The sequence below is a fragment of the Clostridium sp. OM05-6BH genome, assembly GCF_003481635.1.
Taxonomy (GTDB): domain Bacteria; phylum Bacillota; class Clostridia; order Lachnospirales; family Lachnospiraceae; genus Butyribacter.
In genome coordinates, this window is record NZ_QULH01000008.1 from 42,184 (window position 1) to 67,985 (window position 25,802).

Consider the following 25,802-nt stretch of genomic DNA (forward strand, 5'->3'; position numbering starts at 1 on the left):
AAGGAGGAAAACAAATGGTAACAGCGATTGTAGGTGCAAACTGGGGTGACGAAGGAAAAGGAAAGATTACCGATATGTTGGGAGAGGAGTCCGATATTATCGTGCGCTTCCAAGGCGGTAGTAATGCAGGCCATACGATTATCAATGATTATGGTAAATTTGCATTGCACTTATTACCATCGGGTGTTTTTTATGATCACACGACAAGTATTATTGGTAATGGTGTTGCACTTAATATTCCCTATCTTTTCAATGAGATCAATGAGATTGTGAAGCGTGGTGTACCAAAGCCAAAGATTTTAGTATCAGATCGTGCACAGATCTTAATGCCATATCACATTGCCTTTGATCAGTATGAAGAGGAACGTCTTGGAAAGGCTTCCTTTGGCTCTACCAAATCAGGTATTGCTCCGTTCTATTCTGATAAATATGCAAAGATCGGCATTCAGGTATCTGAGCTGTTTGCCGATGATGAGGTTTTGAGAGATAAAGTAAATCGAATCTGCGAGCAGAAGAACGTCATTTTGAAGTATTTGTATAATAAGCCGGAACTCAAGCCGGACGAGCTTATAGCTACACTGCATGAGTATCGTGATATGATAGCTCCGTATGTATGCAATGTATCAGCATATTTAAGGGAAGCGATCAAAGAGGGCAAGAATATCCTGTTAGAGGGGCAGCTTGGTTCTTTGAAAGATCCGGATCACGGTATTTATCCAATGGTTACTTCTTCTTCTACATTGGCAGCTTATGGTGCGATCGGCGCAGGTATTCCGCCATATGAGATCAAGCGTATTGTCACGGTTGTAAAAGCATACTCCAGCGCAGTTGGCGCCGGCGAGTTTGTCAGCGAGATTTTAGACGAAGAGGAAGCTTCCAAGCTTCGTAATCACGGTGGTGATGGCGGAGAATATGGTGCTACGACAGGAAGACCACGCCGTATGGGCTGGTTTGATGCAGTAGCAAGCCGTTATGGCTGCCAGATTCAGGGTGCTACCGATGTGGTATTAACGGTGTTAGACTGCTTAGGATACCTTAAAGAGATTCCGGTATGTGTTGGCTATGAGATCGATGGGGAAGTAGTCAAAGAGTTCCCTGTTACGACTAAGCTTGCGAAAGCAAAACCAGTGTATGAAGTGCTTCCGGGATGGGCATGTGATATCTCCGGCATCAAAGAGTATGATAAGCTTCCGGAAAATTGCAGAAAATATATTGAGTTTATTGAAAAAGAACTTGGTGTACCGATCACAATGGTATCTAACGGACCAAAGCGTACCGATATTATTTACCGCAACAAGTAAAATATTTACCGTAAAGGGCATAGGGAGGGGCAAAACGAATGTTTTGCCCTTCCGACTATAAGCAGGTGAAGAGGAAACAGGATTCATGAATTATAGTGAGCAGGAGTTGACAAAAAAACAGAATATGCTGTTAGATACCCGGATCAAATGGAAAAATCGGCTCCGGGTTAGTTCACGTATAGCGGTAATTGTATTGTTGATCGCATTTCTTTTACTACAGTTTTTTTGTGTGGCGGGTGTGATTAAGGGCGTATCGGACAGTGCACCGAGTCTGAGTAAACTCGATCTGTTGGCAAAAGGAACGGGAGCGGTGATCTATGATGAGAGTGGCAATGAGCTGCAGACGTTAAGCACGTCTAGTGAGCGGAAAGAGTATGTAAAACTTGATAAAATACCGGCTTGCGTGCAATATGCATTTGTTGCAGCGGTAGACAGCCGTTTTTATGAGCATAAGGGTGTGGATCTGTCAGCAATCTTTCAGGAATTTGTCGATGATCTTTCTGAAAAAGATCAGGTAAAAAGCACAAGTACGATCACGCAGCAGCTTCTTCGAAATCAAGTGATCTGGAAAGGAAATGGCAGCTCTGTATACGAAAAGTTTACGAGAAAAATTCAGGAGCAGTATTTGGCAGTGCAGCTTGAGCAAAAGCTGGATAAAGAACAGATATTAGAATACTATTTAAATACAATTAATTTGGGACAAAACGCAATTGGAGTGCAAAATGCTTCCATGCGATATTTTAATAAAGATATTTCGCAGCTTTCAATATCGGAGGCGGCAGTTTTGGCAGGAACACAGCAGAATCCAACAGATGATAATCCGATCACCAATCCGGAAAATAATAGCGAACAGCGCAAAAAAGTGTTAAAGGCGATGTTGGATCAAAATTATATTTCAGAAGAGGATTATGAAGATGCATTAGGAGATGATGTATATACCCGTGTGCAGACAACAAACCAAAAGAAAAGCAATGACAGCGAGAGTGGTAATTCCTATTATGTAGATGCGGTCATTGACAATGTTTTTGAGGATCTGAAAGAAAAATTAGGATATACGGAAACGCAGGCATACAATGCGTTATATCGCGATGGTTTGCGTATATATTCTTGCCAGGAAGAAGAGTTGCAGTCAATCTGTGATAAAGTGATTGGCAATGATGCTAATTACCCAACCGGAACGCCGTCATATCTGACATATCATTTGGCGGTCGAGGGACCGGACGGAACCGTGACAGAGTATACCGAGCTGGATCTGCAACAGTTTTATGAACAGTCCGGTAAAGAAATTACATTATATTTTGATAATGAACAAAAAGCAAAGCATATGATTGCAAAATTCCGTAAGGCAATGACGCTTGGCGGGGCCAAAACAAAAGAAGAGACAATCCGTCTGGTAAAACAGCCGCAAGCATCCTTTGTGCTTATGGAACAGGGAACCGGCAAAGTTCGTGCTATTGTGGGTGGGCGTGGAGGAAAGACTTCCTCACGCACGTTGAATAGAGCTACTTCTTCCGTGCGCCAGCCGGGAACCGTACTTAGTACTTTGGCATCCTATCTTCCGGCACTTGACACGTGTGGAATGACACTTGGTACTGTGGTGGAGGATGCACCGTATCGTTATACGGATACAGATCATATGGTGCAAAATACGGCAAAGGAATATGGGGGATTGACGACGATACGGGATGGACTGGCAAATTCTGTGAACACTGTGACAGCGCGTATTTTTGAGAAAGTCACGGCTGAAACGGGATTTGATTATCTGAAGCAAATGCACTTTTCTACGTTAGTTGATGCCCGCAAAGATGATAGCGGAGTAACAAGCACAGATATTAAGTTGTCTGCCGGATTGGGAGAACTGACGGATGGAGTTACCAATCTGGAATTGACAGCGGCGTATGCAAGCATTGCAGACGGCGGAGTGTATCATGAACCGATCTTTTATACCAAAGTGGTGGATGAGGATGGTAATGTATTATTGAGCAATGATTCTTCACAGACAAGAGTGATGAAGGCTTCGACTTCGTGGTTGTTAACGGATGTGCTGCAGGAAACCCTAGAGAGTGGGGATGGCAAACAGGCGGCTTTAGATGATCAAAAGATGGCGGTGGCAGGCAAGAATGGTGCTTCGAAAGGAAATTATGATTTTTGGTTCGAGGGATTTACGCCATATTATACAGCTGGAATCTGGACCGGTTATGATGGAACTGCCAAACAGGATAATACGTACTATTACCAGAAGATATGGAAAAAGATCATGACCCGGGTACACAAAGCTAAAGTGTGTGAGGCAAAGAAGTTTGCTAAACCGGATGATATTATTTCCGTAAAGATATGTACAAAATGTGGCAATCTGGCAGTTCCCGGATTATGTGAGAATGCTCTAGGCGGTTCGACCGTACGCAAAGAGTATTTTGCCAAGGGAACACAGCCTTTACAGAATTGTTCTTGTCATGTGAAGTACAAGATATGTAAGAAGTCCGGAAAGGCAGCTGCAGCCGGCTGCCCGGATAAAGATTGCGAATATAAGGTATACCTCAAGAAAGAAGATGATCTGGGAACGAAAGATGCGCCGTATCTTGTTCCAAAGACGATAGGGGATACTTGTAAGCTGCATGCAGAGAAAGAAAAGCAATGATAGTAGCATGGAGGAATGGAATGCATCGTTTTTTAAGAGCAATCGGTTTTAGCAAACAATATAGCAAACAAGAGATCGATCAGTTGCTTGGGTATGTGATGAATGAGCCGGATTATCGTACAATAATAAAGAGTGGAAAAGCTAAATATGTGGAAATTAGAAGACAAACGGGTAAAAAGACAGGCATCGTAATCTGTGGCGAATATGATCAGGTAGGTTTTTTTCATGTAAAGCACTATTTTCCATACGTTTTTAGTGATGTTTTTACAGCCTTGGAGGATGTTGTCGTAAACAAACGTGTAGATACGGATGCATATACCGGCATGTGTGATGATGTTCGTATTGGTATATCATTGATCTTTTACTTGCAAAATGCTGCAGATTATCTGCGATTAGGTTGTGAAGACAACACTCCGCACCGAGCTAAGATTTCCTTTTCGGGTTTGTCATTAGGCGGCAAGATTATATTAGGTGTGTATCGATCGAATACTTCTCAAATACAGAAAATGTGTGAAGGACATGAGAAACAGGAACTGATCAAGCAGGCAAAAGAAGGAGATCAAGATGCCATTGACAGTTTAACCTTAGATGAGATGGATCTGAGTTCGCAGATACGTCGACGCATAAAAACTGAAGATTTGTACAGCATTGTAGAGACAACATTTGTGCCTTACGGCTCAGAATCGGACAATTATATGGTGATCGGTACGATCATCAATTGGACCAGCGTATCCAATCAATACACCGGGGAGCAAATTGTGCTTTTACAGATCAATTGTAATGATCTGCTGATCACGATCAGTATTCACAGGGACGATCTGTTGGGAGAACCGATTCTTGGTGCCAGATTCAAAGGGATTGTCTGGATGCAGGGAAATGCAGATTATGACAGTCTGGATGAGTTATAGATAATTGTAAAGGAAATATTGTATTTCCAACGGAAATTCGATATGCTATAATGGACAAATAGGATTGTGAAACAAGTAAATGAGAAAGGCATGGAAATAACATGGGAAAGATTGCAGTAATAACGGATAGCAATAGCGGAATCACGCAAAAGCAGGCAGAACAGTATGGGGTTGTTGTTGTGCCAATGCCGTTTTTGATAGCCGGAGAAACGTATTTTGAAGATGTTACGTTGACACATGATGCATTTTTTGCAAGATTGCAGGAAGATGTTGAAATTTCAACATCACAGCCCTCTCCCGAAACCGTGATGGAAATTTGGGATAAAGCACTTGAAACATCAGAGGAGGTAGTATATATTCCGATGTCCAGTGGATTGTCCGGCTCCTGTCAGACAGCGATCATGCTTGCAGATGATTATGATGGAAAGGTACAGGTTGTTAATAATCAGCGCATTTCGGTAACGCAGAAGCAGTCTGTATTAGATGCACTCGCTTTGGTGGGCCAGGGGTGGAGTGCAAAGCAGATCAAAGAAAAGTTAGAAGAAGAAAAGTTCGAATCCAGCATTTATATTATGTTAGATACCTTAAAATATCTAAAAAAAGGTGGACGTATCACCCCGGCAGTGGCAGCATTAGGAACAGCACTGCGCTTAAAGCCGGTTCTTCAGATACAGGGAGAGAGGTTAGATGCCTTTACGGTCGCAAAGACCAGTAAGCGCGGCATTTCCAAAATGTTAGATGCAATGCAGGATGATATCGAGAAACGTTTTGGTGGTATCGAAAATGTCCATATGGAGGTTGCACATACATGCAATGAAGAGGCAGCGGCACAGTTTTGTGATCTGATCATGGAACGTTTTGGTGACGTAGGCGAGATCATGACAGATCCATTGTCACTTAGTGTATCGTGTCACATTGGCCCAAAGGCATTAGCGATCGCGTGCACGAAAAAGTTATCAGTATAAACAAACATATAAGGGCTGTTATGCGTTACACGTGTGACAGCTTTTGCACTTTTACATTGGAATAGGAGGACAGGAATGAACTACATACAGCAATTAGGACAAAATGCAGCGAGAGCCAAAAAGCAGATTGCCGGCTGCCCGACAGGGGAAAAGAATCGTATTTTAACAGAGATTGCAGCAATTTTACGTGCCAATGCATCAGAAATTCTGAAGGCAAATGAACAGGACATTGCACAGGCAAAGAGCAATGGAATATCGGATACGATGATTGACAGATTGCGTTTGACGATGGAGCGTATCGATGGTATTGCCGATGCATGCCTTAAATTGACTGATTTAGAAGATCCGGTAGGTGAGGTTATCGAAGGATCAACCAGACCAAACGGCATGAAGATCACTAAAATCAGAGTACCGATGGGTGTTATTGGTATTATATTTGAGTCCAGACCAAATGTTACGGTAGATGCTGCTGCCTTATGTATTAAAAGTGGTAATGCAGCTATTCTGCGAGGAGGCAAGGAAGCATTTCATTCCAATTGCAAGTTAATGGAACTGATGCGCGAGGCTGTAGCTAAATGCGGCTACGACAAAGACATGATCCAATTAGTGGAAGATACATCTAGAGAAGTATCTACGCAAATGATGCGTGCTAATGACAGCATTGATGTGCTGATTCCACGTGGAGGTGCCGGGCTGATCCAGGCAGTTGTACAGAACGCAACGGTTCCCGTGATCGAGACGGGAACAGGCAACTGTCATATATATGTTGACGAGACGGCAGATCTTGCAATGGCAGTGCAGATCACTGACAATGGCAAGACACAGCGGCCAAGCGTATGTAACGCATTAGAAACCTGTTTGGTGCATGAGGCAGTAGCAGAGCAGTTTTTGCCGATGCTGCAGCAAAAGCTGGAAGAGCATCAGGTGGAGATCCGCGGCTGTGAGAGAACAAGACAGATTTTGGGAGACAGTGTTATCCCGGCAACCGAAGAGGATTATGCAACGGAATTTTTGGATTATATTATTTCCATCCGCGTTGTAAGTTCTGTGGATGAGGCAATACAACATATTTCCAAATATTCTACAGGTCATTCGGAGTGTATTATCACGGAAAGCTATCGTAATGCGGAAAAATTCCAAAAGGAAGTGGATTCTGCATGTGTATATGTCAATTGCTCGACAAGATTTACCGATGGTGGAGAATTTGGTTTGGGTGCAGAAATTGGAATCTCGACGCAGAAACTGCATGCGAGAGGACCAATGGGACTGCGGGAAATGACAACAATGAAGTATCTGATCTGTGGAGATGGACAGATTCGATAATGGAGACGTCATACAAAAAGGAGAGACAGCGATGGGATTACAGACAACAATGTATGGTGATCGTCTGCAGATCGTACTGCTTGGCAAGACGAATGCAGGAAAATCAAGTTTGATCAATGAGATTACAGGACAGCCGCTTGCAATCGTTTCTGATACGAAGGGAACGACAACGGATCCGGTGTCGAAGGCGATGGAAATTTTGCCGGTGGGGCCGTGTCTTCTGACCGACACACCGGGACTTGATGATGAAGGTGAGCTCGGAAGAAAACGTGTGGAGAAGACCAAGGAAGTGTTGCGGCGTGCAGACGTTGCAGTGCTTGTAGTAAATATTGCACAACTGGCAGAGGAGAAAGAATTTTCCGGGCAGCTGCCACGGTTAGAGCAGGATATGCTCACTTGGTTGGAAGAACGTAAGGTGCCGGCAATTATTGTGCTGCATCAGGCAGATCAATTACCTGTACAGGAAGCAGAGCAGATCAGACATCAGACACAGGGAAAATATCCCGGTCATGCTGTTGTATTGACAAGTGTGGTAAAGAAGCAGGGAATCGAAGAGTTGAAAGATCAATTGGTCGCTGCAGCTCCACAGAAAGACGATGAACTGCATATCGTCAGCGACTTGGTACAGACCGGTGATATGGTGGTATTAGTCGTGCCGATTGATTCTGCGGCACCGAAGGGACGTCTGATCATGCCGCAGCAGCAGACAATACGTGATCTTTTGGATCACCATGCCATTCCGATCGTTACGCAGGTGGAAGAACTTGCCGGTGTGTTGTCTGCGTTAGCAGATAAAGTAAAGCTGGTGATCACAGATTCACAGGCTTTTAAGGAAGTGAATCAGATCGTACCGGCTGATATACCGTTGACATCTTTCTCAATTTTGTTTGCCAGACACAAGGGGAATCTGCAGCAGCTGATGGAGGGCGTCCGGATGGTAGAACAGTTACGGGATGGCGATAAAGTGTTAATTGCGGAAGGGTGCACGCATAGACGTCAGTGCGATGATATTGGTACGGTCAAAATACCGAGTTGGTTGAGAACACATACAGGGTGTAAGCTTGATATTGAGACTTGCAGTGGCAGCAGCTTTCCGGCGGACTTATCTTCATATGCCATGGTGATCCATTGCGGAGGCTGTACGCTTCATGAAAAAGAGATGAAACATCGTATTTTTATGGCAAAGGAACAAAAGGTGCCGATTGTAAACTATGGAATATTTATTGCTTATATTAACGGCATTGTGCAGCGTTCCACAGAGCTTTTTCGTGATAAGTAAGGTGAGGATCCTTCCTAAAAAGTGGGTTATAAGGTTATCAATGATAAAGTGAGGGATATATGCAAAAAAAGACAAAATTAATCGGAAACATTATATTTATGCTGTTGTTGCTGGGAGCAACCATGTATTTGCTGTTAAAAGATCAGGATCTTCCGGAGATCCGACGACTGCTGCAGGGGGCATCGGGAAGCATGATATTATTTGCTGTGTTGTGTGCGGTCATGTATTTGATCTTGGAATCCACGTCCTTGATTGTTATATTGCGCTCGCTTGGAGAGCGTATGCATTTTTTTCCGTCGCTGCGGTATTCTTTTATCGGCTTTTTGTTTAATGCATTGACACCGTCAGCCAGCGGTGGGCAGCCCATGATGGTATTGTATATGAAAGCTGACGGCATCAATATGGGTGCATCTTCGGTGGCAATGTTATTTTGGACGATTATTTATAAGATCGCATTGGTGATCGTGGAAGCGATCGTGGTGCTGTTTTACCATCCGTTTATGGTAAAGACACTGGGACATTATCAATGGTTGTTCTGGGTTGGGATGGCAGTCAATGTTGTTTCGATCGTATTGTATGGAATTATTGTATTTTCCAAAAATGGGGCACGCTATATTGTTCGGTTTGCAACGTGGCTGCTTCATAAAGTGCGTTTGGTAAAACGCAGAGAACGCTTGGAAAAGAAATTGGATCATATGCTGGAAGCCTATGAAGAGGGCGCCCTATATATGCGTACTCATTGGGGAACTGCCGGGATCGTGTTAGTGATCACATTAGCACAGCGTCTGGTTTACTTTTTGGTCACATGGTTTATTTATCTGGCACTTGGACTATCCGGAAGCACGGTGATCGAAGTGATCATTCTGCAGAGTTTTATCTCTGTGTGTATTGATATTCTGCCGGTTCCGGGTGGCGTTGGAGCGAATGAGGGATTTAGCGTGGTGATGTTTCGAACGATCATGCAGAATCAATACGTTTATCCGGCAATGCTATTAAGCCGTGGCGTCAGTTTTTATGCATTGGTGATCATTAGTGCCCTGATCACGATCGGTACACAGATTTCCTTGGTATACCGGAGTCACAAGCAAAAGTAGGCACGTGGGATCATTGTTGTTACGATGGAGGAACGAATGGATATTTCAGCAAATCGGATTGGATGTGTTGTGCTCGAAGGTGGCACGGATGAGATCATTGAAAAAAAATCGAGATTTATTGCACAGGTATTTCCCGTTCAGACAGAACAGGAGGCGATGCAGATCATTGAGCAGACCAAAAAGAAATATTGGGATGCCAGACATAATTGCTATGCTTTCATACTTGGCGAACATGGGGAAGTCAGCCGTTGTACAGATGATGGCGAACCGTCAGGAACTGCGGGCAGACCTATTATGGAAGTGTTACATGGAGCGGGCGTGCATGATATTTTAGTGATCGTGACACGCTATTTTGGCGGTACGCTGCTCGGTACCGGTGGACTGGTGCGTGCCTATTCACAGGCGGCGCAGGCGGGGCTTGCGGCGAGTACGATCATAGATAAACTGATGGGATATCGGTTGGAGATCCGCACAGATTATAATGGGATTGGGAAATTACAGTATATTTTTGGGCAGATGGGATTACCGCTGATGGATACGGTTTATGCGGAAGATGTAGTTGTAACAGTTGCTGTGCCGGATAGTGACAAAGACAGTTTGATCAATAAAGTGACAGAAGCGACTGCCGGGCAGGCACAGATCAGCGGACAAGAAGAACATATTTATTTTGGCGTGCGTGACGGCGAGGTGCTGCTATTTGATTAGAATGTGATAGATAGCCTTTGATAGGAATTATATTTCTGTCCGATCAGGGCAGGAATGGTTTCGGGATAGCAATATCGTTATGTAGGCGCTTGGAGGAAGAACATGGATTTATTTGAATATATGAGAGAACAGACAAAGGAACAGGAATCCCCACTTGCCTCTCGTCTTCGTCCAACGACTTTGGAGGAAGTTGTCGGACAGGAGCATATTATCGGTAAGGGAAAGCTGTTATATCGTGCGATCAAGGCAGACAAACTGAGTTCTATTATATTTTATGGACCCCCGGGTACCGGGAAGACAACACTTGCCAAGGTGATCGCCAATACGACGAGTGCAGAATTTTTGCAGATCAATGCAACATCCGCAGGCAAAAAAGATATGGAACAAGTTGTAAAACAGGCACAGGATAATGCAGGAATGTATCAAAAGCGCACGATTTTGTTTGTAGACGAGATTCATCGTTTTAATAAGAGTCAGCAGGACTATCTGCTCCCTTTTGTGGAGGATGGAACGATCATCTTGATCGGAGCTACGACAGAAAATCCGTATTTCGAAGTAAACGGCGCTTTGCTGTCGCGGTCGATCATTTTTGAGCTGCATTCGCTGCAGACGGATGACATAAAGCGGCTTTTACGGCGTGCAGTAGAGGATACAGAGCGTGGTATGGGCAGTTATAAGGTGCGATTGACAGAAGATGCACTGGACTTTTTGGCAGATATGGCAGATGGAGATGCCAGAGCTGCATTGAATGCGATAGAGCTGGCTGTGTTGACAACAGAGCGTGGAGAAGACGGCCTTATTACGATCACACTTGACGTGGCGCAGGAATGTATTCAGAAGCGTGCGGTGCGATATGATAAATCCGGTGATAACCATTATGATACGATCTCAGCGTTTATTAAAAGTATGCGTGGTTCTGATCCGGATGCGGCGGTTTATTATCTCGCAAGAATGTTAAATGCAGGGGAAGATATCAAATTTATTGCCCGACGCATTATGATCTGTGCAGCAGAAGATGTTTCTAATGCCGATCCCATGGCTTTGGTAGTTGCTGTAAGTGCTTCGCAGGCGGTAGAACGGATCGGAATGCCGGAGGCGCAGATCATTTTAGCGCAGGCAGCGACATATGTAGCAAGTGCGCCAAAGAGCAATTCTGCAGTAACGGCGATCAGTGAGGCAATGGATTGTGTTCAGCATACGAAAATTTCCGGAATCCCACCCTATTTGCAGGATGCACATTATGGCGGTGCCGGTAAATTAGGACACGGAATCGGATATCAGTATGCACATGATTATCCAAAACATTATGCAAAACAGCAGTATTTGCCGGATGAGATAGCGGATCGAACCTTTTACCATCCGGTCGATCACGGGTATGAGCTCAAGATCCGGCAGTATTTTGCATGGATTCATGGAGAGGAGACCAAAGAATGAAACGTGAAAAGGTATTTCGAACAATAAAAAGAGTAATGGCGATCCTTGGAATTATATTGATCGTGCTTATGTATGCGGCGACATTTATTGCGGCTGTCTTTGTGAAAAAATATACAGTTCGTTTGTTTTTGGCAAGCATGATCATGACGATGGTCGTGCCGCTGCTTCTGTATGCATATCAGATGACAATGAAAATTTTTCTGCATTTGAACGATCCGGATCCGGAACTGCCGGCGGACAATCAAAAGGGATTTGCAGAGGCAGCAGATATAAATCATTCTCATTCTTCACAGTCAAAATAATAACGATTTCTGACGATATTATGACAATGACCCTGAATGCGTTCTTTTTGGCGGCAAATTGTGTTATTATAATAGCTGCGCATAATTTTAGCGCACAATGAAGTTTCGAAGAATCACCGAAGCTGATAGAGGAAGGAATAAGACAATGAGCAATCGACCTGTAAGGACTGCTTCCGACCGTAAAAAGATTAGAAGAGAACGTTATGACAAAAGTATCGGGAAATGGATCCCGAGATATGCGATATTTAGCGTTATTTTTTGCTTTGTGTTTAATTCACTGATCTATTCCGGAACGCAGTTTTTGATGCGCAATGCAAAACATTATGATCTGACATTATGGATTGATAGGCAGATTCCATATGAACCGGATTGGATCTGGATCTATTTGGGGTGCTTTGCATTTTGGGCGATCAATTACGTATTGATCACCGGTCTTGGCAAAGAGGAGTGGTATCGCTTTGCAGTGGGAGATTATCTGTCGCGTATTATTTGCGGTGTTTTTTTCGTTATTTTACCGACAACGAATATCAGGCCTTCTGAGGTTGGAACCGGACTAAGCGGTGTCCTTATGTCGTTTATGCAGGGAATTGATGCGCCGACGAACCTTTTTCCATCAATTCATTGTCTTGTAAGTTGGTTTTGCTTTGCGGCAATTCGCGGTAATGATAAGATTCCAAAATGGTATCGCATGCTTTCCGGTGTATTTGCAGTGCTTGTCTGTGCATCCACACAGTTTACCAAACAACATTATCTGATCGATGTGTTGGGGGCAGTGGTGATCAGTGAAGGTTGTTTGTATTTTGGAAGACACACGGAATGTTATCAATTGGTTCAGCATATTTTTGAACGCCTGGATCATAAAATATTTGGAGAAAGCGAGGTGATCACCGAAGATGACAGCTCTAAAAATTAATAAAAAGGTGGTCTTAGAAGCTGTGTTTCTGATCGGGATCATTGCACTTACGTTATATTCTATCTTTCATGAGCAAGACCCGGCTGCGATATGGGCTTGCCTTAGAGGGGCAGACATACGTTACCTGATCGGCAGTATCTTTTTAGTGCTGGCGTTTGTATTAGGAGAATCCGTTATTTTATGGTGGCTGTTTCGAACGTCCGGACAAAAGGCGAAGGCATCACATTGTTGTCTGTATTCTTTTGTCGGATTTTTCTTCAGTGCGATCACACCGTCGGCTTCCGGTGGGCAGCCGATGCAGTTATATTTTATGAAAAAAGATAAGCTGCCATTATCTGTTTCTACGCTTATCCTGTTGATCGTAACGATCACCTACAAGATGGTGTTGGTAGTTTTAGGATTGGCGGTGCTGGTGATCCGACCACCGGTAGTGATGCACTATCTGAATCCCATTTTGTTTTGGTGCTATTTAGGGATCATCTTAAATGTGATCTGTGTCTGGGTAATGTTAGCGTTAGTTTTTCATCCTGACTGGATGTATCGAATGGTGGCAGCGATGATCGACCTTGTCACCCGGATTTTTCATTGGAAACGGGGGATTAAACTACGAGAAAGACTGGATGGTGCGATGGAAAAATACAGCCAGGCAGCAGCATTTTTTAAGTCTCATAAGATTATTGTGCTACAGGTACTTGTTATCACATTCCTTCAACGTGGATGTTTGTTTTTGGTGACTGTAGCAGCGTGTCGAAGCTTAGGGGTAACGGCGGGAAGTATAGGACTCATCGTATTATTACAGGGAATGATATCGGTTGCGGTAGATATGCTTCCGTTTCCTGGAGGAGTAGGAATATCAGAGGCATTGTTCTTAAGAATATTTACACCATTATGTGGAGGAACTTTGGCACTTCCGGTATTGATCGTTAGTCGAGGAATAAGTTATTATACGCAGCTTGCAATTTGTGGTATAATGTCAATATTCGCTTACATTAAAATTGGCCGATAGCTCTTTAGAGAGAAGACGGCAATGGCGGCTCAAACCATGTGGGCTGTCGATAACTTGGAGGATTAGAGTGTTATGAAAAAGATACGTTTGATAGGAGTATATGATTATACGGTTGTTTTGACCTATATTAGTTTGGTCATTACATTGGTTGGTATTTCACTTGCGATAGAAGGCAGTTTTCGCTCCGCTGTTTTTTGCCTGGCGTTGTCCGGCTTATGTGATATGTTCGATGGCAAGATTGCGCGAAGCAAAAAGAATCGTACAGACCGGGAAAAGATGTTTGGTGTGCAGATCGATTCTCTGTGCGACTGCGTCTGTTTTGGCGTGTTTCCGGCAATGATCTGTTATCTGATGGGAGTGCGTGGAGCACTTGGTTGGTTTTGTATCGGATATTATACAATTTGTGGAGTGATCCGACTGGCATTTTTTAATGTATTGGAAATTGAACGCCAGCAAAACGAGGACGGTGCCAACCATTATTATCACGGGCTGCCGATCACAACGGTTGCCATTGTACTTCCATTGATCTTTGTTGTACAGATGGTGTTAAACAATACGACATTTTTGGTACTGTTACATATAATGCTGTTGACAGTAGGTACGTTGTTTGTCGTAGATTTTAAGCTGCGCAAGCCGGGCAATCTGGTCTTGACAGGAATTGTTGTTGTCGTTGCAATTGCAGTGTTGTTGGTGATCTTTAATTCCAAGATGATGGTACCGAAAATGCATTTTCCACGTACTTCTTTTTGGAAATGGATAACAGAATATTTTATTATGGGCTGATCATAGTATGGATTGATTAGAGTATAGACTTATTGTAAGGGAGGATTCGTGTGATGCGTTATAAAGACCGGACAGGCAAGGAAGTCTGTGCGAACGGGCAGCAGGATGCTTTATTGCAAAAAATGTATGGAACAGCACTGGGGCGCAAGTTGCTGTCAGTGTTAGTTCAGCCTGCTGTTTCTAAGATTGTAGGATACTTTATGGACTCAAGATTGTCTACTGTGTTGATTCCTCCATTTGTTCAAAAAAATCATATCGATCTGTCACAATATGAAAAACAGGAATTTACCAGTTATAATGATTTCTTTACCCGGAAGATTTGTCCGGGCAGCAGACCGTTTGCAGAGGCGGCAGAGGCGTTTACAGCACCGTGTGACAGTAAACTTTCGGTGTATCCGATTACAGCAGAAGCGCGGTTTTGCATCAAAGATACACAGTATACGATGGAAACTCTGACAAGAAGTAAGAGAGTTGCCAAAGAATATGAAGGGGGCATACTGTGCGTATTTCGTTTGACGGTGGATGATTATCATCGATATGCCTTTGTGGATGATGGAGAAGTTTCCAGAGAGTTTCATATTCCGGGAGTATATCATACCGTGAATCCTGTGGCAGGAGAACATTATCCGATCTATAAAGAAAATACCCGAGAGTTTTGTATTCAAAAGAGCAGACATTTTGGCCATTTATTGTTGATGGAAGTGGGGGCATTGCTTGTTGGCAGAATTGTGAACCATGACGTCGAGCAAACGGTATCTCGCGGGGAAGAAAAAGGATATTTTGAATTTGGCGGCTCCACGGTCATTGTAGCGGTACAAGCAGGTCAGGTACGCATAGATGAGGATATTTGGCAAAATAGTGCAGACGGGATTGAGACGGTTGTTAAACAGGGGGAAAAGATTGGAACCGGTCTAAAAGCCTGAATTGGCAGGGGTTGTGTAGTTTACCGGATGCGTAGAATTGCAACAGGGGTTGTGCAGTATACCGGATGTGAAGGATGGCAATAGGATTAAGAGGAGAATATTGTTGAGAACACCGATTTGTGATTTTGTAGAAGATTATCAAAATAGGAAGTGCAGCAGATTACACATGCCCGGTCATAAAGGGCATGTGTTTTTGGGTTGCGAACCGAAAGATATTACAGAGGTACAGGGAGCAGATGTGTTACATGCAGCAGAAGGAATCATTCGAGAAAGTCAGCAGAATGCCGCAATGTTGTTTAACACAGGACACACTTTTTATTCGACGGAGGGATCTTCGCTGTGCATTAAAGTTATGATCGATGCGTTGCTGCAGAGGGCAAAACGCACCGGGCGCTGGCAGCGGACAATGCGGCCGACAATATTGGCGGCTCGTAATGTTCACCGGGCAATGATCGATGCGTGTGCATTGCTGGATGTGGATATTATATTTTTGCAGGGAGAAGACTCCCATCTATGTACGGCTGTCGTATCACCTCAAAGACTGCGGCAGACATTACAGGAGCTATGTGGTAATGTGATAGGTGTGTATATAACCTCGCCGGATTATTTGGGAAATATTCAGGATATTAGCGGTCTGTCCGGAGTGTGCAGGGAATATGATCTGCCTTTGGCAGTCGATAATGCGCATGGTGCATATTTGAATTTTTTGCAGGAACCATTGCATCCTATGCAGCTTGGAGCTGATATATGCTGTGATTCAGCACATAAAACGCTTCCGGTGTTGACCGGGGGAGCATATTTACACATTGCGAAACAGGCGTCCGATTTTTCAATTGAACGGATACCGCGGGCGATGGCACTGTTTGGCTCGACCAGCCCATCGTATCTGATATTACAGTCTTTGGATTATTGTAATCATTACTTGGCAGACGATTATCCGGAGCGGCTACAGTCGTTTGTTAAACGTTTTCAGCAATGTAGAGAAACGCTGAGACAGTGTGGATTTGCGTTAACCGGGCAGGAGCCGCTTAAGCTGACCATTTGTGCAGCAGCTATGTGTTTGGATGGAGAAAGGCTTGCTGAGCAGATGAGAAAAGCGCAGATAGAGTGTGAATATGCAGATCATCAGTATGTGGTATTGATGGGGACACCGGAAAATACAGAACAAGATCTGGCGCGTATCGAACACTTTGCACAGACGTTTGATAGAATGCAGAAAGTCGAGTTGAGGCAGCAGATGCCAGAACATTTAGGACGGTATTTGCATCCGCCATGTGAAGAAAACGCTAAGGAGACAGTGCCTGAGGCAGCGACAAGGATCAGCACTCCTGCATTACGAGCCTGTACAATACGAGAGGCGGTAATGGCAGAATGTGAAGAAATCGCAGTATCGCAGGCAGAAGGACGTATTTGCGGAGCAGAGACGGTGTCGTGTCCGCCGGCAGTACCGATTGCCGTGTGTGGAGAAATCATTACGCAGAACATGATTCAGCAGTTTGAGGAATACAACATTACAAAAGTGTCAGTGCTTGTCAAAGAATAATGCATTTGCTATACTCGAAATGGCATGGTAAACCGTGCTTAGAGATGAACTGCTGATAATGGGATGGATTGGAGGAAATTATGGGAATCGAAAAAGAAAATTATGGTGTAACAAAAGAGGGGAAACAGGTCACAAAATATACATTGACCAATGGACAGGGAGCCAGTGTTTCGTTTTTGGATTATGGTGCAGTGATCCAAAGCATTATTGTACCGGATAAGGATGGAAAATTAGAGGATGTAGTACTGGGCTATGATACATTAAGTGGCTATGAGAGCAATGTGCCGAGTTTTGGATCGCCGGTAGGACGTTGTGCAAACCGTATTTCAAACGCTTGCTTTGTATTAAACGGTAAAGAGTATCCATTGGATAATAATGATGCTACAAACTGTTTGCATGGCGGTTTCTTACGTTACAACTATTTGATGTATGATGCAGAATGTGCGATAAGTCAGGATGATGCAAGTGTATCATTTTCAAGAGTTAGTCCGGATGGCGAGCAGGGATTTCCGGGGAATCTGACATTTACGATCACATATACTTGGAATGATGCCAACGAGTTAATGATTGAATATAATGCGGTGAGTGATGCCGATACAATATTAAATATCACCAATCACAGTTATTTTAATATTGGTTGTGGTGGACAGGCTGCCGGAGATGTGTTGGGTGCACAGGTGCAGATTGCTTCAGCAAAATATACACCGATCAATGAAAAACGACTGCCAACGGGAGAAATTTGTGACGTTGCAGGAACAGCAATGGATTTTAGAGAGTTTCATGACATTGGTTCCAGAATCGGTGAAGATGATGCAAATGTTCAGACAGTATCCGGATATGATCACAATTATATTTTACCGGGCAATCCGGGCGAGATCTGCTATGCAGCTGCTGTGAGAGATCCGGAAAGTAGACGTATTGTGGAAGTGTATACAGATATGCCGGGTGTACAGTTGTATACGGCGAAAGAGCTTGTAGAACAAGGTGGAAAAGGTGGCATTACCTATGGAAATTTCGGTGGTTTATGCTTTGAAACACAGCAGTACCCAAATGGAATTAATGAGCCGAAATTCCCATCACCGATCCTTAAAGCAGGGGAAACCTTTGAATCAACGACAGTGTTCCGATTTGGAATTTATTAGTTGAAGCACGTATTTTTGGAATTTATTTATTGATTTGTGTTTTTTTGGAAGCTACCGGTTGAGGTGTACATTTTTAGCATTTATTAGATGAATTGCGTATTTTTAGAAATCTGTTTGTGGGGTGTGCATTAAATATGTGTTTAAAATGGGAGGGGGACTTGGCGGAGGGAGATCTGCCAAGTCCCATTAATGAAAATGATTATGAAAAAAGTAAGTAATGTAATCAACTTACAGGTAATAAGTTACCGAAAAACTGTGTGCGGTTTGTGGTAAAAGTATGAACATTTTGTGAAAACGTTCATATAAATAATTAAAACTTTCCATACCGGAAATCACTGTCAAAACTAATTGCGGCAAGGCAATTGCTATAGTTTCCTGATGGAAGGACCCATAATATAGTGGCTGCAAAATATGTCAATACTACCGACATAATAAGTAATATGTGGTTGTGGGAGATTTGCGGTATGGAAAGTTTGAATAAATATTATACAAAATGGTGGAAAGTAATGAAAAGTGTATTTCAGAAGTGTTTGCGAAAAGATTTTGGAAAGCATGAGTATAAGAGATATGTTGCGCTAAGTCGCAGAGAGTTGAAAGGACAAAAGCCAAATGAACTTTCTTTTGTCAATAAACCGGTGTACCAAAGAATGTACCGTCATCTGATGGCCGAGTCCCCGGATAGACGTGCACAAAGGGCAGAGGGGCTTCTAAAGGCGTTATATAAAGCACTGCGGATAGGTCAAAGTTTTGTGCCAGTGACAATCGTATATGTGATCGCTAATTTTTTGCTGATCGGATTGAAATTAGATTATGTTGTTACATGCATTAGTCTTACTGTATTAGGCATCAGCTTTTTGTACAAATTAACCGAATATTTAACCAATCGCTATTGTTTTATCGACGCTTACTTGGTAATGGTATACCGTGCCGTTCTTGAAAAGCTAGATAGCTGAAACAGCCCGGAACGGCAAGCTGAAATAACCAAAATTGCAAAAACAGCCAACCAAAGCAGCGCAAAGGCAAGCTAAAATGCCGGGAAATGAGAATTAAGTCACCCCAATTACCCGAAAAGGCAAGCTGAAATAACCAAAATTGCAAAAACAGCCAACCAAAGCAGCGCAAAGGCAAGCTAAAATGCCGGGAAATGAGAATTAAGTCACCCCAATTACCCGAAAAGGCAAGCTGAAATAACCAAAATTGCAAAAACAGTCAACCAAAGCAGCGCAAAGGCAAGCTAAAATGCCGAAAAATGAAAATTAAGTCACCCCAACCACCCGAAGAGGCAAGCTGAAATAACCAAAATTGCAAAAACAGTCAACCAAAGCAGCGCAAAGGCAAGCTAAAATGCCGAAAAATGAGAATTAAGTCACCCCAACCACCCGAAGAGGCAAGCTGAAATAACCAAAATTGCAAAAACAGTCAACCAAAGCAGCGCAAAGGCAAGCTAAAATGCTGAAAAATGAGAATTAAGTCACCCCAACCACTCGGAACGGCAAGCTGAAATAACCGAAATCACAAAATCAGCCAACCAAAGCAAGAAAAATCAGTCATCTTCTAGGTCTACTTGCACATCATCTGTATTTTCGCTATTATGGTTAAGAACTTAAATTGGACATTAACGTTGCACAGGAGGCTGCATATGAATACAGAACGCAAACTGATTTTTTTTGATATAGATGGCACGATTGTGACGGAGGCTCGTGATGGTCGTATTATTCCGGATAGTACACGTACAGCCCTTCGAAAATTACAACAAAACGGCCACTTATGTTTTATTAATACCGGACGAGCGCTTGCTGAGATTGACGAACCTATTTTACAGTTGCAAATGGATGGGCTTGTCTGTGGCTGTGGTACATATATTACGTATCACGATAATGTACTTGCTGAACATACGATACCGTTTGATCTTGGTAATCGCATATTAGCAGCGTTACATGACTGTAATCTGGAATGGATTCTTGAAAGCACGGGGGCTGTATATTATAGTTCACAAACATATCATAGCCACATAGGCGATTTCAAAGAAGAACAAATGGGGGTCATTCCCAATCTTTTTCTTGTGGCACCACAGGATGCACATGATCTGACGTTTGATAAATTTTGTATTTGTGATACACCGGGAAGTGATACGGAACGTTTTCTAAAAATGTTTGAACATGACCTCACCTTTATTGACCGTGGTAATGGGTTTTATGAAGTTGTTCCAATGGGATATTCCAAAGCCAGTGGTATGCAGTTTTTGATGGATCATTTTGCGATTGCAAAAGTGGATACGATTGCCATTGGTGACAGTACAAACGATCTGCCGATGCTGTCCTATGCCGGCACTGGAATTGCCATGGGTGGCAGTGCAGCTTCGGTTTTAGATGCCGCAGACTTTGAAACAGATACGATCTTGCAAGATGGTCTTTATAATGCTTTTCGATATTTGCAGCTTGTGTAGTTTTAACAGACGATCAAACGGAGGATAAGAATGAACGATTATTTACCAATTTCCAAAAAGGATATGCGAAAAAGAGGCTGGGATGAGGTTGATTTTGTCTATGTGTGTGGAGATGCTTATGTAGATCATCCGTCTTTTGGAATGGCAATCATTACACGTGTGTTAGAGGCACATGGTTTTCGGATTGGTGTTATCTGCCAGCCGGACTGGAAAGACGAGCAGAGTGTGCAGGTGTTTGGCAGACCACGTTTAGGATTTTTGGTGTCTGCCGGCAATATGGATTCTATGGTCAATCATTATACTGTTTCCAAGAAAAGACGCCATCAAGACGCCTATACTCCGGGAGGCGTTATTGGAAAACGTCCGGATCATGCAACCGTAGTTTATTGCAATTTGATCCGTAAAGTGTATAAACAGGTTCCGATCATTATCGGAGGAATCGAGGCCAGTCTGCGCCGATTAGCACATTATGATTATTGGTCAGACAGCGTGAAACATTCGATCTTGGTGGATTCGCAGGCGGATATTGCAGTATATGGCATGGGAGAACGCGCGATAGTTGCAGTGGCAGAAGCACTGGACAGTGGGATTGCAGTAGAAGATATTACATTTATTGATGGATGTGTTTATCGTGCTAAAAATTTAGATGCAGTGTACGATGCACAGATGCTGCCATCGTATGATGACATTTGCAGCGACAAGAAACAATATGCAAAAAGTTTTTATATACAATATCAAAATACCGATTCTGTCACGGCAAAAAGATTGGTAGAACCGTACAGCGACCATTTATATATTGTGCAAAATCCACCGGCTGCTCCACTTACGGAATTAGAGATGGATGATGTGTATGCACTGCCATATATGAGGGGGTACCATCCTATCTATGAAAAAGATGGTGGTATTCCGGCACTTAATGAAATTAAATTTAGCTTGACAAGCAATCGCGGATGCTTTGGCGGTTGCAGCTTTTGTGCGCTGACCTTTCATCAGGGACGAGTGGTTCAGGTGCGCAGTCATGAGTCGATCATTGAAGAAGCAAAGCAGATGATAGAAGATCCGCAATTCAAAGGATATATTCATGATGTAGGTGGTCCGACAGCTAATTTTCGGCGTACAGCCTGTGATAAACAGAAAAAATATGGTGTCTGTACCGGTAAGCAGTGTTTGTTCCCAAAACCTTGCAATAACCTTGTTGCAACACATGATGATTATCTGATACTTCTTCGAAAGTTGAGAAAACTTCCCGGTGTGAAAAAAGTATTTATTCGCTCAGGAATTCGTTTTGATTACGTGATGGCAGATAAAGATGATACCTTTTTGAAGGAGCTATGCGAATATCATATTAGCGGACAGCTTAGAGTCGCACCGGAACATGTTTCTGATGCAGTCCTTACGCGGATGGGTAAACCGGAAAATGCAGTGTATGAACGTTTCCTGAAACGCTATCAGAGAATCAACAGCAAAGTTGGTAAAGAACAATTTGTGGTGCCATACCTGATGTCTTCCCATCCGGGTTCGACACTAAAGGAAGCAGTGGAATTAGCGGAATATTTACGAGATCTTGGTTATATGCCGGAGCAGGTGCAGGATTTTTATCCGACGCCATCCACAATCTCGACGTGTATGTATTATACCGGATATGATCCGCGCACAATGGAACCGGTATATGTGCCTAAAAATCCGCATGAAAAGGCAATGCAGCGTGCGTTGATACAGTATCGTAATCCGGACAACTATGATCTGGTCAAGGAAGCCCTGATCAAAGCAGACCGTCGCGATCTGATCGGATATGATGCGAAATGTCTGATCCATCCGCGCAAAGAAAAGTGGATGGAGCATAGCGGGAAGAAGGCATCCCACAAGGGAAAAACAGGAAAACGCTCGAATAATGGGACTAAGTCCGGAAAGCAGCCAGAGAGAAACGGACAAAGGAAATCGAACGTGGATCGTAATCGAAGCGGTGGGCAGAAGCGTTCCGGGCGCAATAGCAGAAGAAAATAGCAAGAATAGAGCGTATTTAGGGTGGAGAGATACAATATCAACTGAATTGGCAAGATTTGGGGCAGCTATTATGGCTTGTCAGGAAAGTAAATGGTTTCGGAAAATTATTAAAAAGTGGGAATTTTGGGAAAATGGTAAATTAGAAGAGGACATCCTAAAGACAACGGAGGAAGAAGAAAAAAAGAGAGGTCGAAAGCTGTATGAGTGATTCGCTGTAAATTGCATTTAAGCTTTTCAATTCAGTTCATATATAAAATTGTATACTTTATTAAAAAAATATTTGACATACAATGATATGTATTGTATAATACAAATTAAAATAGTTTCTATTAAAAATAGTTTCTATTAAAAATAGTTTCTATTAAAAATAGTTTCTATTAAAAATAGTTTCTATTAAAAATAGTTTCTATTAATTCTGTTATATTTATTTTCATTACAAATCAATATGAGGAGGAAATCGTATGAAAAAAAACATCAAAAAAATGGTATCTGTTGTGGCTATTACATGCATGATTGCTAATGTAAGTTTAGCAGGCGCATATGAAACGAAAGGTGGAAAGTTAGGTAAGACATCAGTGACATGTTCTATTTCCCGACAAGGAGGTTCGACTACATATTCCCAAGCTTATTTAAAAATATCAGCCAGAAATAAGGTTGAGAAATTAGGAATTAAAAATATTAACATTGTCAAAAAAGACGGTGGTGGAGAGATGGGGGTAAGCAAGTCGGCGAGCAATGCGTATACCGTATCTTATGCTGGTGAACACTATAAACCAGGCTCAATAAAGAGAATTTCTGCTAAATTTTATGTTACAAGTTCAAATTTTGGAAATTTTAGTGTTAATCTTTCAGAATAATTGCAGAGAGGTTGTTGGAGAAAAGCGGTTGATTTAACAACAAAATCAACCGTGTTTTCTCTTGCGTGGACAGGATAGAGCAATAATTGTAATCTCTAAATATTAATGGAAAATAGGGGGTGTCTTTATGAAAAACAAAAAGATAATTATTGGATTGTGTTGTGGCGTAGTTATCATAATAGGAATATTTTTGGTGCTAATAGCGACGAGAAAGCCGGTGGAAAAAAATGTCCGGCGGGCTGATCATTCAACGAAAACAAAAACACCCATAGCGGTTGATTACAGCGGAATTGGAAATACTTCAGGCAATCTTCAAAATGGTGGAGATCAGGCATATGTACAAGGACGTGGGGTGGTAATAGATAACAGAGATGATAGCGGTTCGCAGATGTTATGTTTTGATGATTCCACACAAAAACTACAATTTTATTGTAATAAACGCTCCTGCTTACATAATGGGACAGATTGCATTACAAATCAGCAATTAAGTTATATGGTTAGCTATGGCGATGTTGTTTTTGCAGTCAGTGGAACAGATAATAGTGAAATTTGGAAAATACAAAATAATGAGATCACCTGCATTTACAGAAGTAAAAATCATATTGGAGGTCTATGGGGCTACCGGAAATATTTATATTTTATGAATGATTTTGGCATTTATAGAATTTCTATCGATGATCCGTCTAAGGAGGAGCAGGTGATTGATAAACCGGTATCATATGAATATGTAACATTTTATAAAGATAAAATATATTTTTGCTTAGAGGATCTGTTACTTTATCAAACAAATTTGGATGGCAGTGATAAAAAACGCTTTTGCGATGAAAAGGCAGCGTCGCCACAGATATGTGGGGATTATTTATATTATCGGTGCATGGAATATGATAAAAAGGGTCGTTTTGAGGTGGAAAATACCTTAAAGCGGATTTCTTTAACAGACCATCACGTAGAAAAGGTGTTGGATGAGGTATATTTATTTAACATTGATGAAAAAAACAACAAGATTTATTATCAGGTGATCTTAAATGATGAGGATGTTTCTTTGAGAGTGTTAGATATTGCGTCAAACAAAAGCAACGAAGTTACAAAGTGCGCGATGGGAGCACTGTACGTGTGCCCGGAGAGTGATTGGCTGGTAATTCAACAATATGAAGGACAGTTAAAAGAGGGGCAAGTGGGTGCGCGTCCTACACATTTGTACTGCGTTAAGAAGGATGGAAGTGGCGAAAAACGTCTCGATTATCCGAAAAAGGTGGAGGGCTAACGATGATTAGAGATAAGATTTTTGTTAAGTTTGCAATTGTATTTGGAATAGGTGTTTTGCTGTTTGGCAGTATAATATTTTTCGTGAACAGGAATCACAAAAATGAGAAACATTTGAACAAAGTACATAAAAGCGTAGATGCAGAGAATACACCTGTAAGTGATGGTCCGATAAAGCAAACTTCAGCGGGGTTTTATTTATACGATAAGGCTGAACAGCCAATTATGAATGATCAAATAATTGAAGTTAGTAGTGATGGGAAATATGAATTTAATCTTGAATGTATCAATAACTGTAACACAACGTTGAACTATATTATAGCGGTTTTTGTGAACGATTGTTATCAAGAAATAGAACATATCGAAGGAGGGGAAGAAAAGGCAGGTGCTTTTTTATTGAACCCAAATTCTTCTGAAAAGTTGAACATTAAATTTTCGGCAAAAAGTTTTAACAGAAAAAATAATCAGCTTAGAATGGTTATGATTTATTATCCGGATAATATTCCGAATGATTCGCTGGATCAAGTGTTGGTTGGAGAGTCCGCCGGTGTATATAAGATAAAGGGAACATTACCTAATATAGCGAATCCTCGCAAAAAGTTCATACATATGAAATCACGCAAGATCGATAAAGAAAATGATTCAGAAGCTGTATGGCTTTCCGAGAAAGAAGAAAAAAGTATGCCGAAATTTGATTATATATTAGATATGGAAAATTCAGATCATATTTATTTAGGGGCATTAGGAAAGTCGAAGGTATATGTTGGGATGATATTTGTAGATGGCTTTCCCATTAAGGTGGATGGCAATTATTCTTTCTTTTGGAGACAAAAACCAAATGAAATAATAAGTAAAAAAATATCTGTGAATTCAGCTAAGAGTAATGTAGTGTTTGCTTATATGTATGAACAAGGGGGTGATGTTGATAGTTCGTATGTTACAGACAAGTATAAAATTCAACCGTAAAGGTGGA

23 protein-coding genes are annotated in these 25,802 nt (G+C 42.2%); all 23 read left to right on the forward strand.

Features of this window, described 5'->3' with window-relative positions:
• Positions 1 to 14: 14 nt before the first annotated feature.
• Positions 15 to 1,301, forward strand: a complete 1,287-nt coding sequence (locus tag DXB73_RS08520) for an adenylosuccinate synthase (RefSeq protein ID WP_118690811.1) — start codon at positions 15 to 17, stop codon at positions 1,299 to 1,301.
• An 85-nt stretch (positions 1,302 to 1,386) separates the two neighbouring features.
• Positions 1,387 to 3,939 carry a transglycosylase domain-containing protein gene (locus tag DXB73_RS08525; protein ID WP_118690812.1) on the forward strand — a complete coding sequence of 851 codons (2,553 nt, stop codon included), beginning with the start codon at positions 1,387 to 1,389 and terminating at the stop codon, positions 3,937 to 3,939.
• A 20-nt stretch (positions 3,940 to 3,959) separates the two neighbouring features.
• Positions 3,960 to 4,847: a DUF3881 family protein gene (locus DXB73_RS08530; protein WP_022024301.1), complete on the forward strand. Its 888-nt coding sequence runs from the start codon at positions 3,960 to 3,962 to the stop codon at positions 4,845 to 4,847.
• A gap of 101 nt (positions 4,848 to 4,948) precedes the next feature.
• Positions 4,949 to 5,812 (forward strand): DegV family protein, encoded by an 864-nt coding sequence (locus DXB73_RS08535; protein WP_118690814.1) that lies wholly within the window; start codon positions 4,949 to 4,951, stop codon positions 5,810 to 5,812.
• 75 nt (positions 5,813 to 5,887) lie between these two features.
• The gene (locus DXB73_RS08540) at positions 5,888 to 7,135 is read left to right on the forward strand and encodes a glutamate-5-semialdehyde dehydrogenase (protein WP_118690815.1); all 1,248 of its coding nucleotides are present in this window, start codon (positions 5,888 to 5,890) and stop codon (positions 7,133 to 7,135) included.
• Positions 7,136 to 7,166: 31 nt separating this feature from the next.
• Positions 7,167 to 8,414, forward strand: coding sequence for a [FeFe] hydrogenase H-cluster maturation GTPase HydF (gene hydF, locus DXB73_RS08545; RefSeq protein ID WP_118690816.1), 1,248 nt, complete (start codon positions 7,167 to 7,169; stop codon positions 8,412 to 8,414).
• Between the two features lie 59 nt (positions 8,415 to 8,473).
• The gene (locus DXB73_RS08550) at positions 8,474 to 9,508 is read left to right on the forward strand and encodes a lysylphosphatidylglycerol synthase transmembrane domain-containing protein (RefSeq protein WP_022024908.1); all 1,035 of its coding nucleotides are present in this window, start codon (positions 8,474 to 8,476) and stop codon (positions 9,506 to 9,508) included.
• 36 nt (positions 9,509 to 9,544) lie between these two features.
• A complete protein-coding gene (locus DXB73_RS08555) occupies positions 9,545 to 10,213 on the forward strand; it encodes a YigZ family protein (RefSeq protein WP_118690817.1) in 669 nt (222 codons plus the stop codon).
• 102 nt (positions 10,214 to 10,315) lie between these two features.
• Positions 10,316 to 11,647, forward strand: a complete 1,332-nt coding sequence (locus DXB73_RS08560; protein ID WP_118690818.1) for a replication-associated recombination protein A — start codon at positions 10,316 to 10,318, stop codon at positions 11,645 to 11,647.
• Positions 11,644 to 11,949: a hypothetical protein gene (locus DXB73_RS08565; protein ID WP_118690819.1), complete on the forward strand. Its 306-nt coding sequence runs from the start codon at positions 11,644 to 11,646 to the stop codon at positions 11,947 to 11,949. The genes DXB73_RS08560 and DXB73_RS08565 overlap by 4 nt, the downstream gene beginning before the upstream one ends.
• Positions 11,950 to 12,094: 145 nt before the next feature.
• Positions 12,095 to 12,862, forward strand: a complete 768-nt coding sequence (locus DXB73_RS08570; RefSeq protein ID WP_118690820.1) for a phosphatase PAP2 family protein — start codon at positions 12,095 to 12,097, stop codon at positions 12,860 to 12,862.
• Positions 12,843 to 13,868, forward strand: coding sequence for a lysylphosphatidylglycerol synthase transmembrane domain-containing protein (locus DXB73_RS08575; protein WP_118690821.1), 1,026 nt, complete (start codon positions 12,843 to 12,845; stop codon positions 13,866 to 13,868). Before DXB73_RS08570 ends, DXB73_RS08575 begins: the two co-directional genes overlap by 20 nt.
• A 72-nt stretch (positions 13,869 to 13,940) precedes the next feature.
• Positions 13,941 to 14,651 carry a CDP-alcohol phosphatidyltransferase family protein gene (locus DXB73_RS08580; protein WP_182448277.1) on the forward strand — a complete coding sequence of 237 codons (711 nt, stop codon included), beginning with the start codon at positions 13,941 to 13,943 and terminating at the stop codon, positions 14,649 to 14,651.
• 53 nt (positions 14,652 to 14,704) lie between these two features.
• Entirely contained in the window at positions 14,705 to 15,574 is an 870-nt protein-coding gene (locus tag DXB73_RS08585; RefSeq protein WP_118690822.1) for a phosphatidylserine decarboxylase, read from the forward strand.
• 103 nt (positions 15,575 to 15,677) lie between these two features.
• A complete protein-coding gene (locus DXB73_RS08590) occupies positions 15,678 to 17,117 on the forward strand; it encodes an amino acid decarboxylase (RefSeq protein ID WP_118690857.1) in 1,440 nt (479 codons plus the stop codon).
• An 80-nt stretch (positions 17,118 to 17,197) separates the two neighbouring features.
• Positions 17,198 to 18,259, forward strand: a complete 1,062-nt coding sequence (locus tag DXB73_RS08595; RefSeq protein ID WP_118690823.1) for an aldose epimerase family protein — start codon at positions 17,198 to 17,200, stop codon at positions 18,257 to 18,259.
• 464 nt (positions 18,260 to 18,723) lie between these two features.
• On the forward strand, positions 18,724 to 19,212 hold the full coding sequence (locus DXB73_RS08600; protein WP_147354468.1) for a hypothetical protein: 489 nt from the start codon (positions 18,724 to 18,726) through the stop codon (positions 19,210 to 19,212).
• 686 nt (positions 19,213 to 19,898) lie between these two features.
• Positions 19,899 to 20,705: an HAD family hydrolase gene (locus DXB73_RS08605; RefSeq protein WP_182448278.1), complete on the forward strand. Its 807-nt coding sequence runs from the start codon at positions 19,899 to 19,901 to the stop codon at positions 20,703 to 20,705.
• Positions 20,706 to 20,735: 30 nt separating this feature from the next.
• Positions 20,736 to 22,709, forward strand: coding sequence for a YgiQ family radical SAM protein (locus DXB73_RS08610; RefSeq protein WP_118690826.1), 1,974 nt, complete (start codon positions 20,736 to 20,738; stop codon positions 22,707 to 22,709).
• Positions 22,710 to 22,779: 70 nt separating this feature from the next.
• On the forward strand, positions 22,780 to 22,917 hold the full coding sequence (locus DXB73_RS14545) for a hypothetical protein (RefSeq protein WP_182448279.1): 138 nt from the start codon (positions 22,780 to 22,782) through the stop codon (positions 22,915 to 22,917).
• 253 nt (positions 22,918 to 23,170) lie between these two features.
• Positions 23,171 to 23,566 carry a hypothetical protein gene (locus tag DXB73_RS08620; protein WP_022025714.1) on the forward strand — a complete coding sequence of 132 codons (396 nt, stop codon included), beginning with the start codon at positions 23,171 to 23,173 and terminating at the stop codon, positions 23,564 to 23,566.
• 127 nt (positions 23,567 to 23,693) lie between these two features.
• The gene (locus DXB73_RS08625) at positions 23,694 to 24,830 is read left to right on the forward strand and encodes a DUF5050 domain-containing protein (RefSeq protein WP_118690828.1); all 1,137 of its coding nucleotides are present in this window, start codon (positions 23,694 to 23,696) and stop codon (positions 24,828 to 24,830) included.
• A gap of 2 nt (positions 24,831 to 24,832) precedes the next feature.
• Positions 24,833 to 25,795, forward strand: coding sequence for a hypothetical protein (locus DXB73_RS08630; protein ID WP_118690829.1), 963 nt, complete (start codon positions 24,833 to 24,835; stop codon positions 25,793 to 25,795).
• Positions 25,796 to 25,802: the final 7 nt, after the last annotated feature.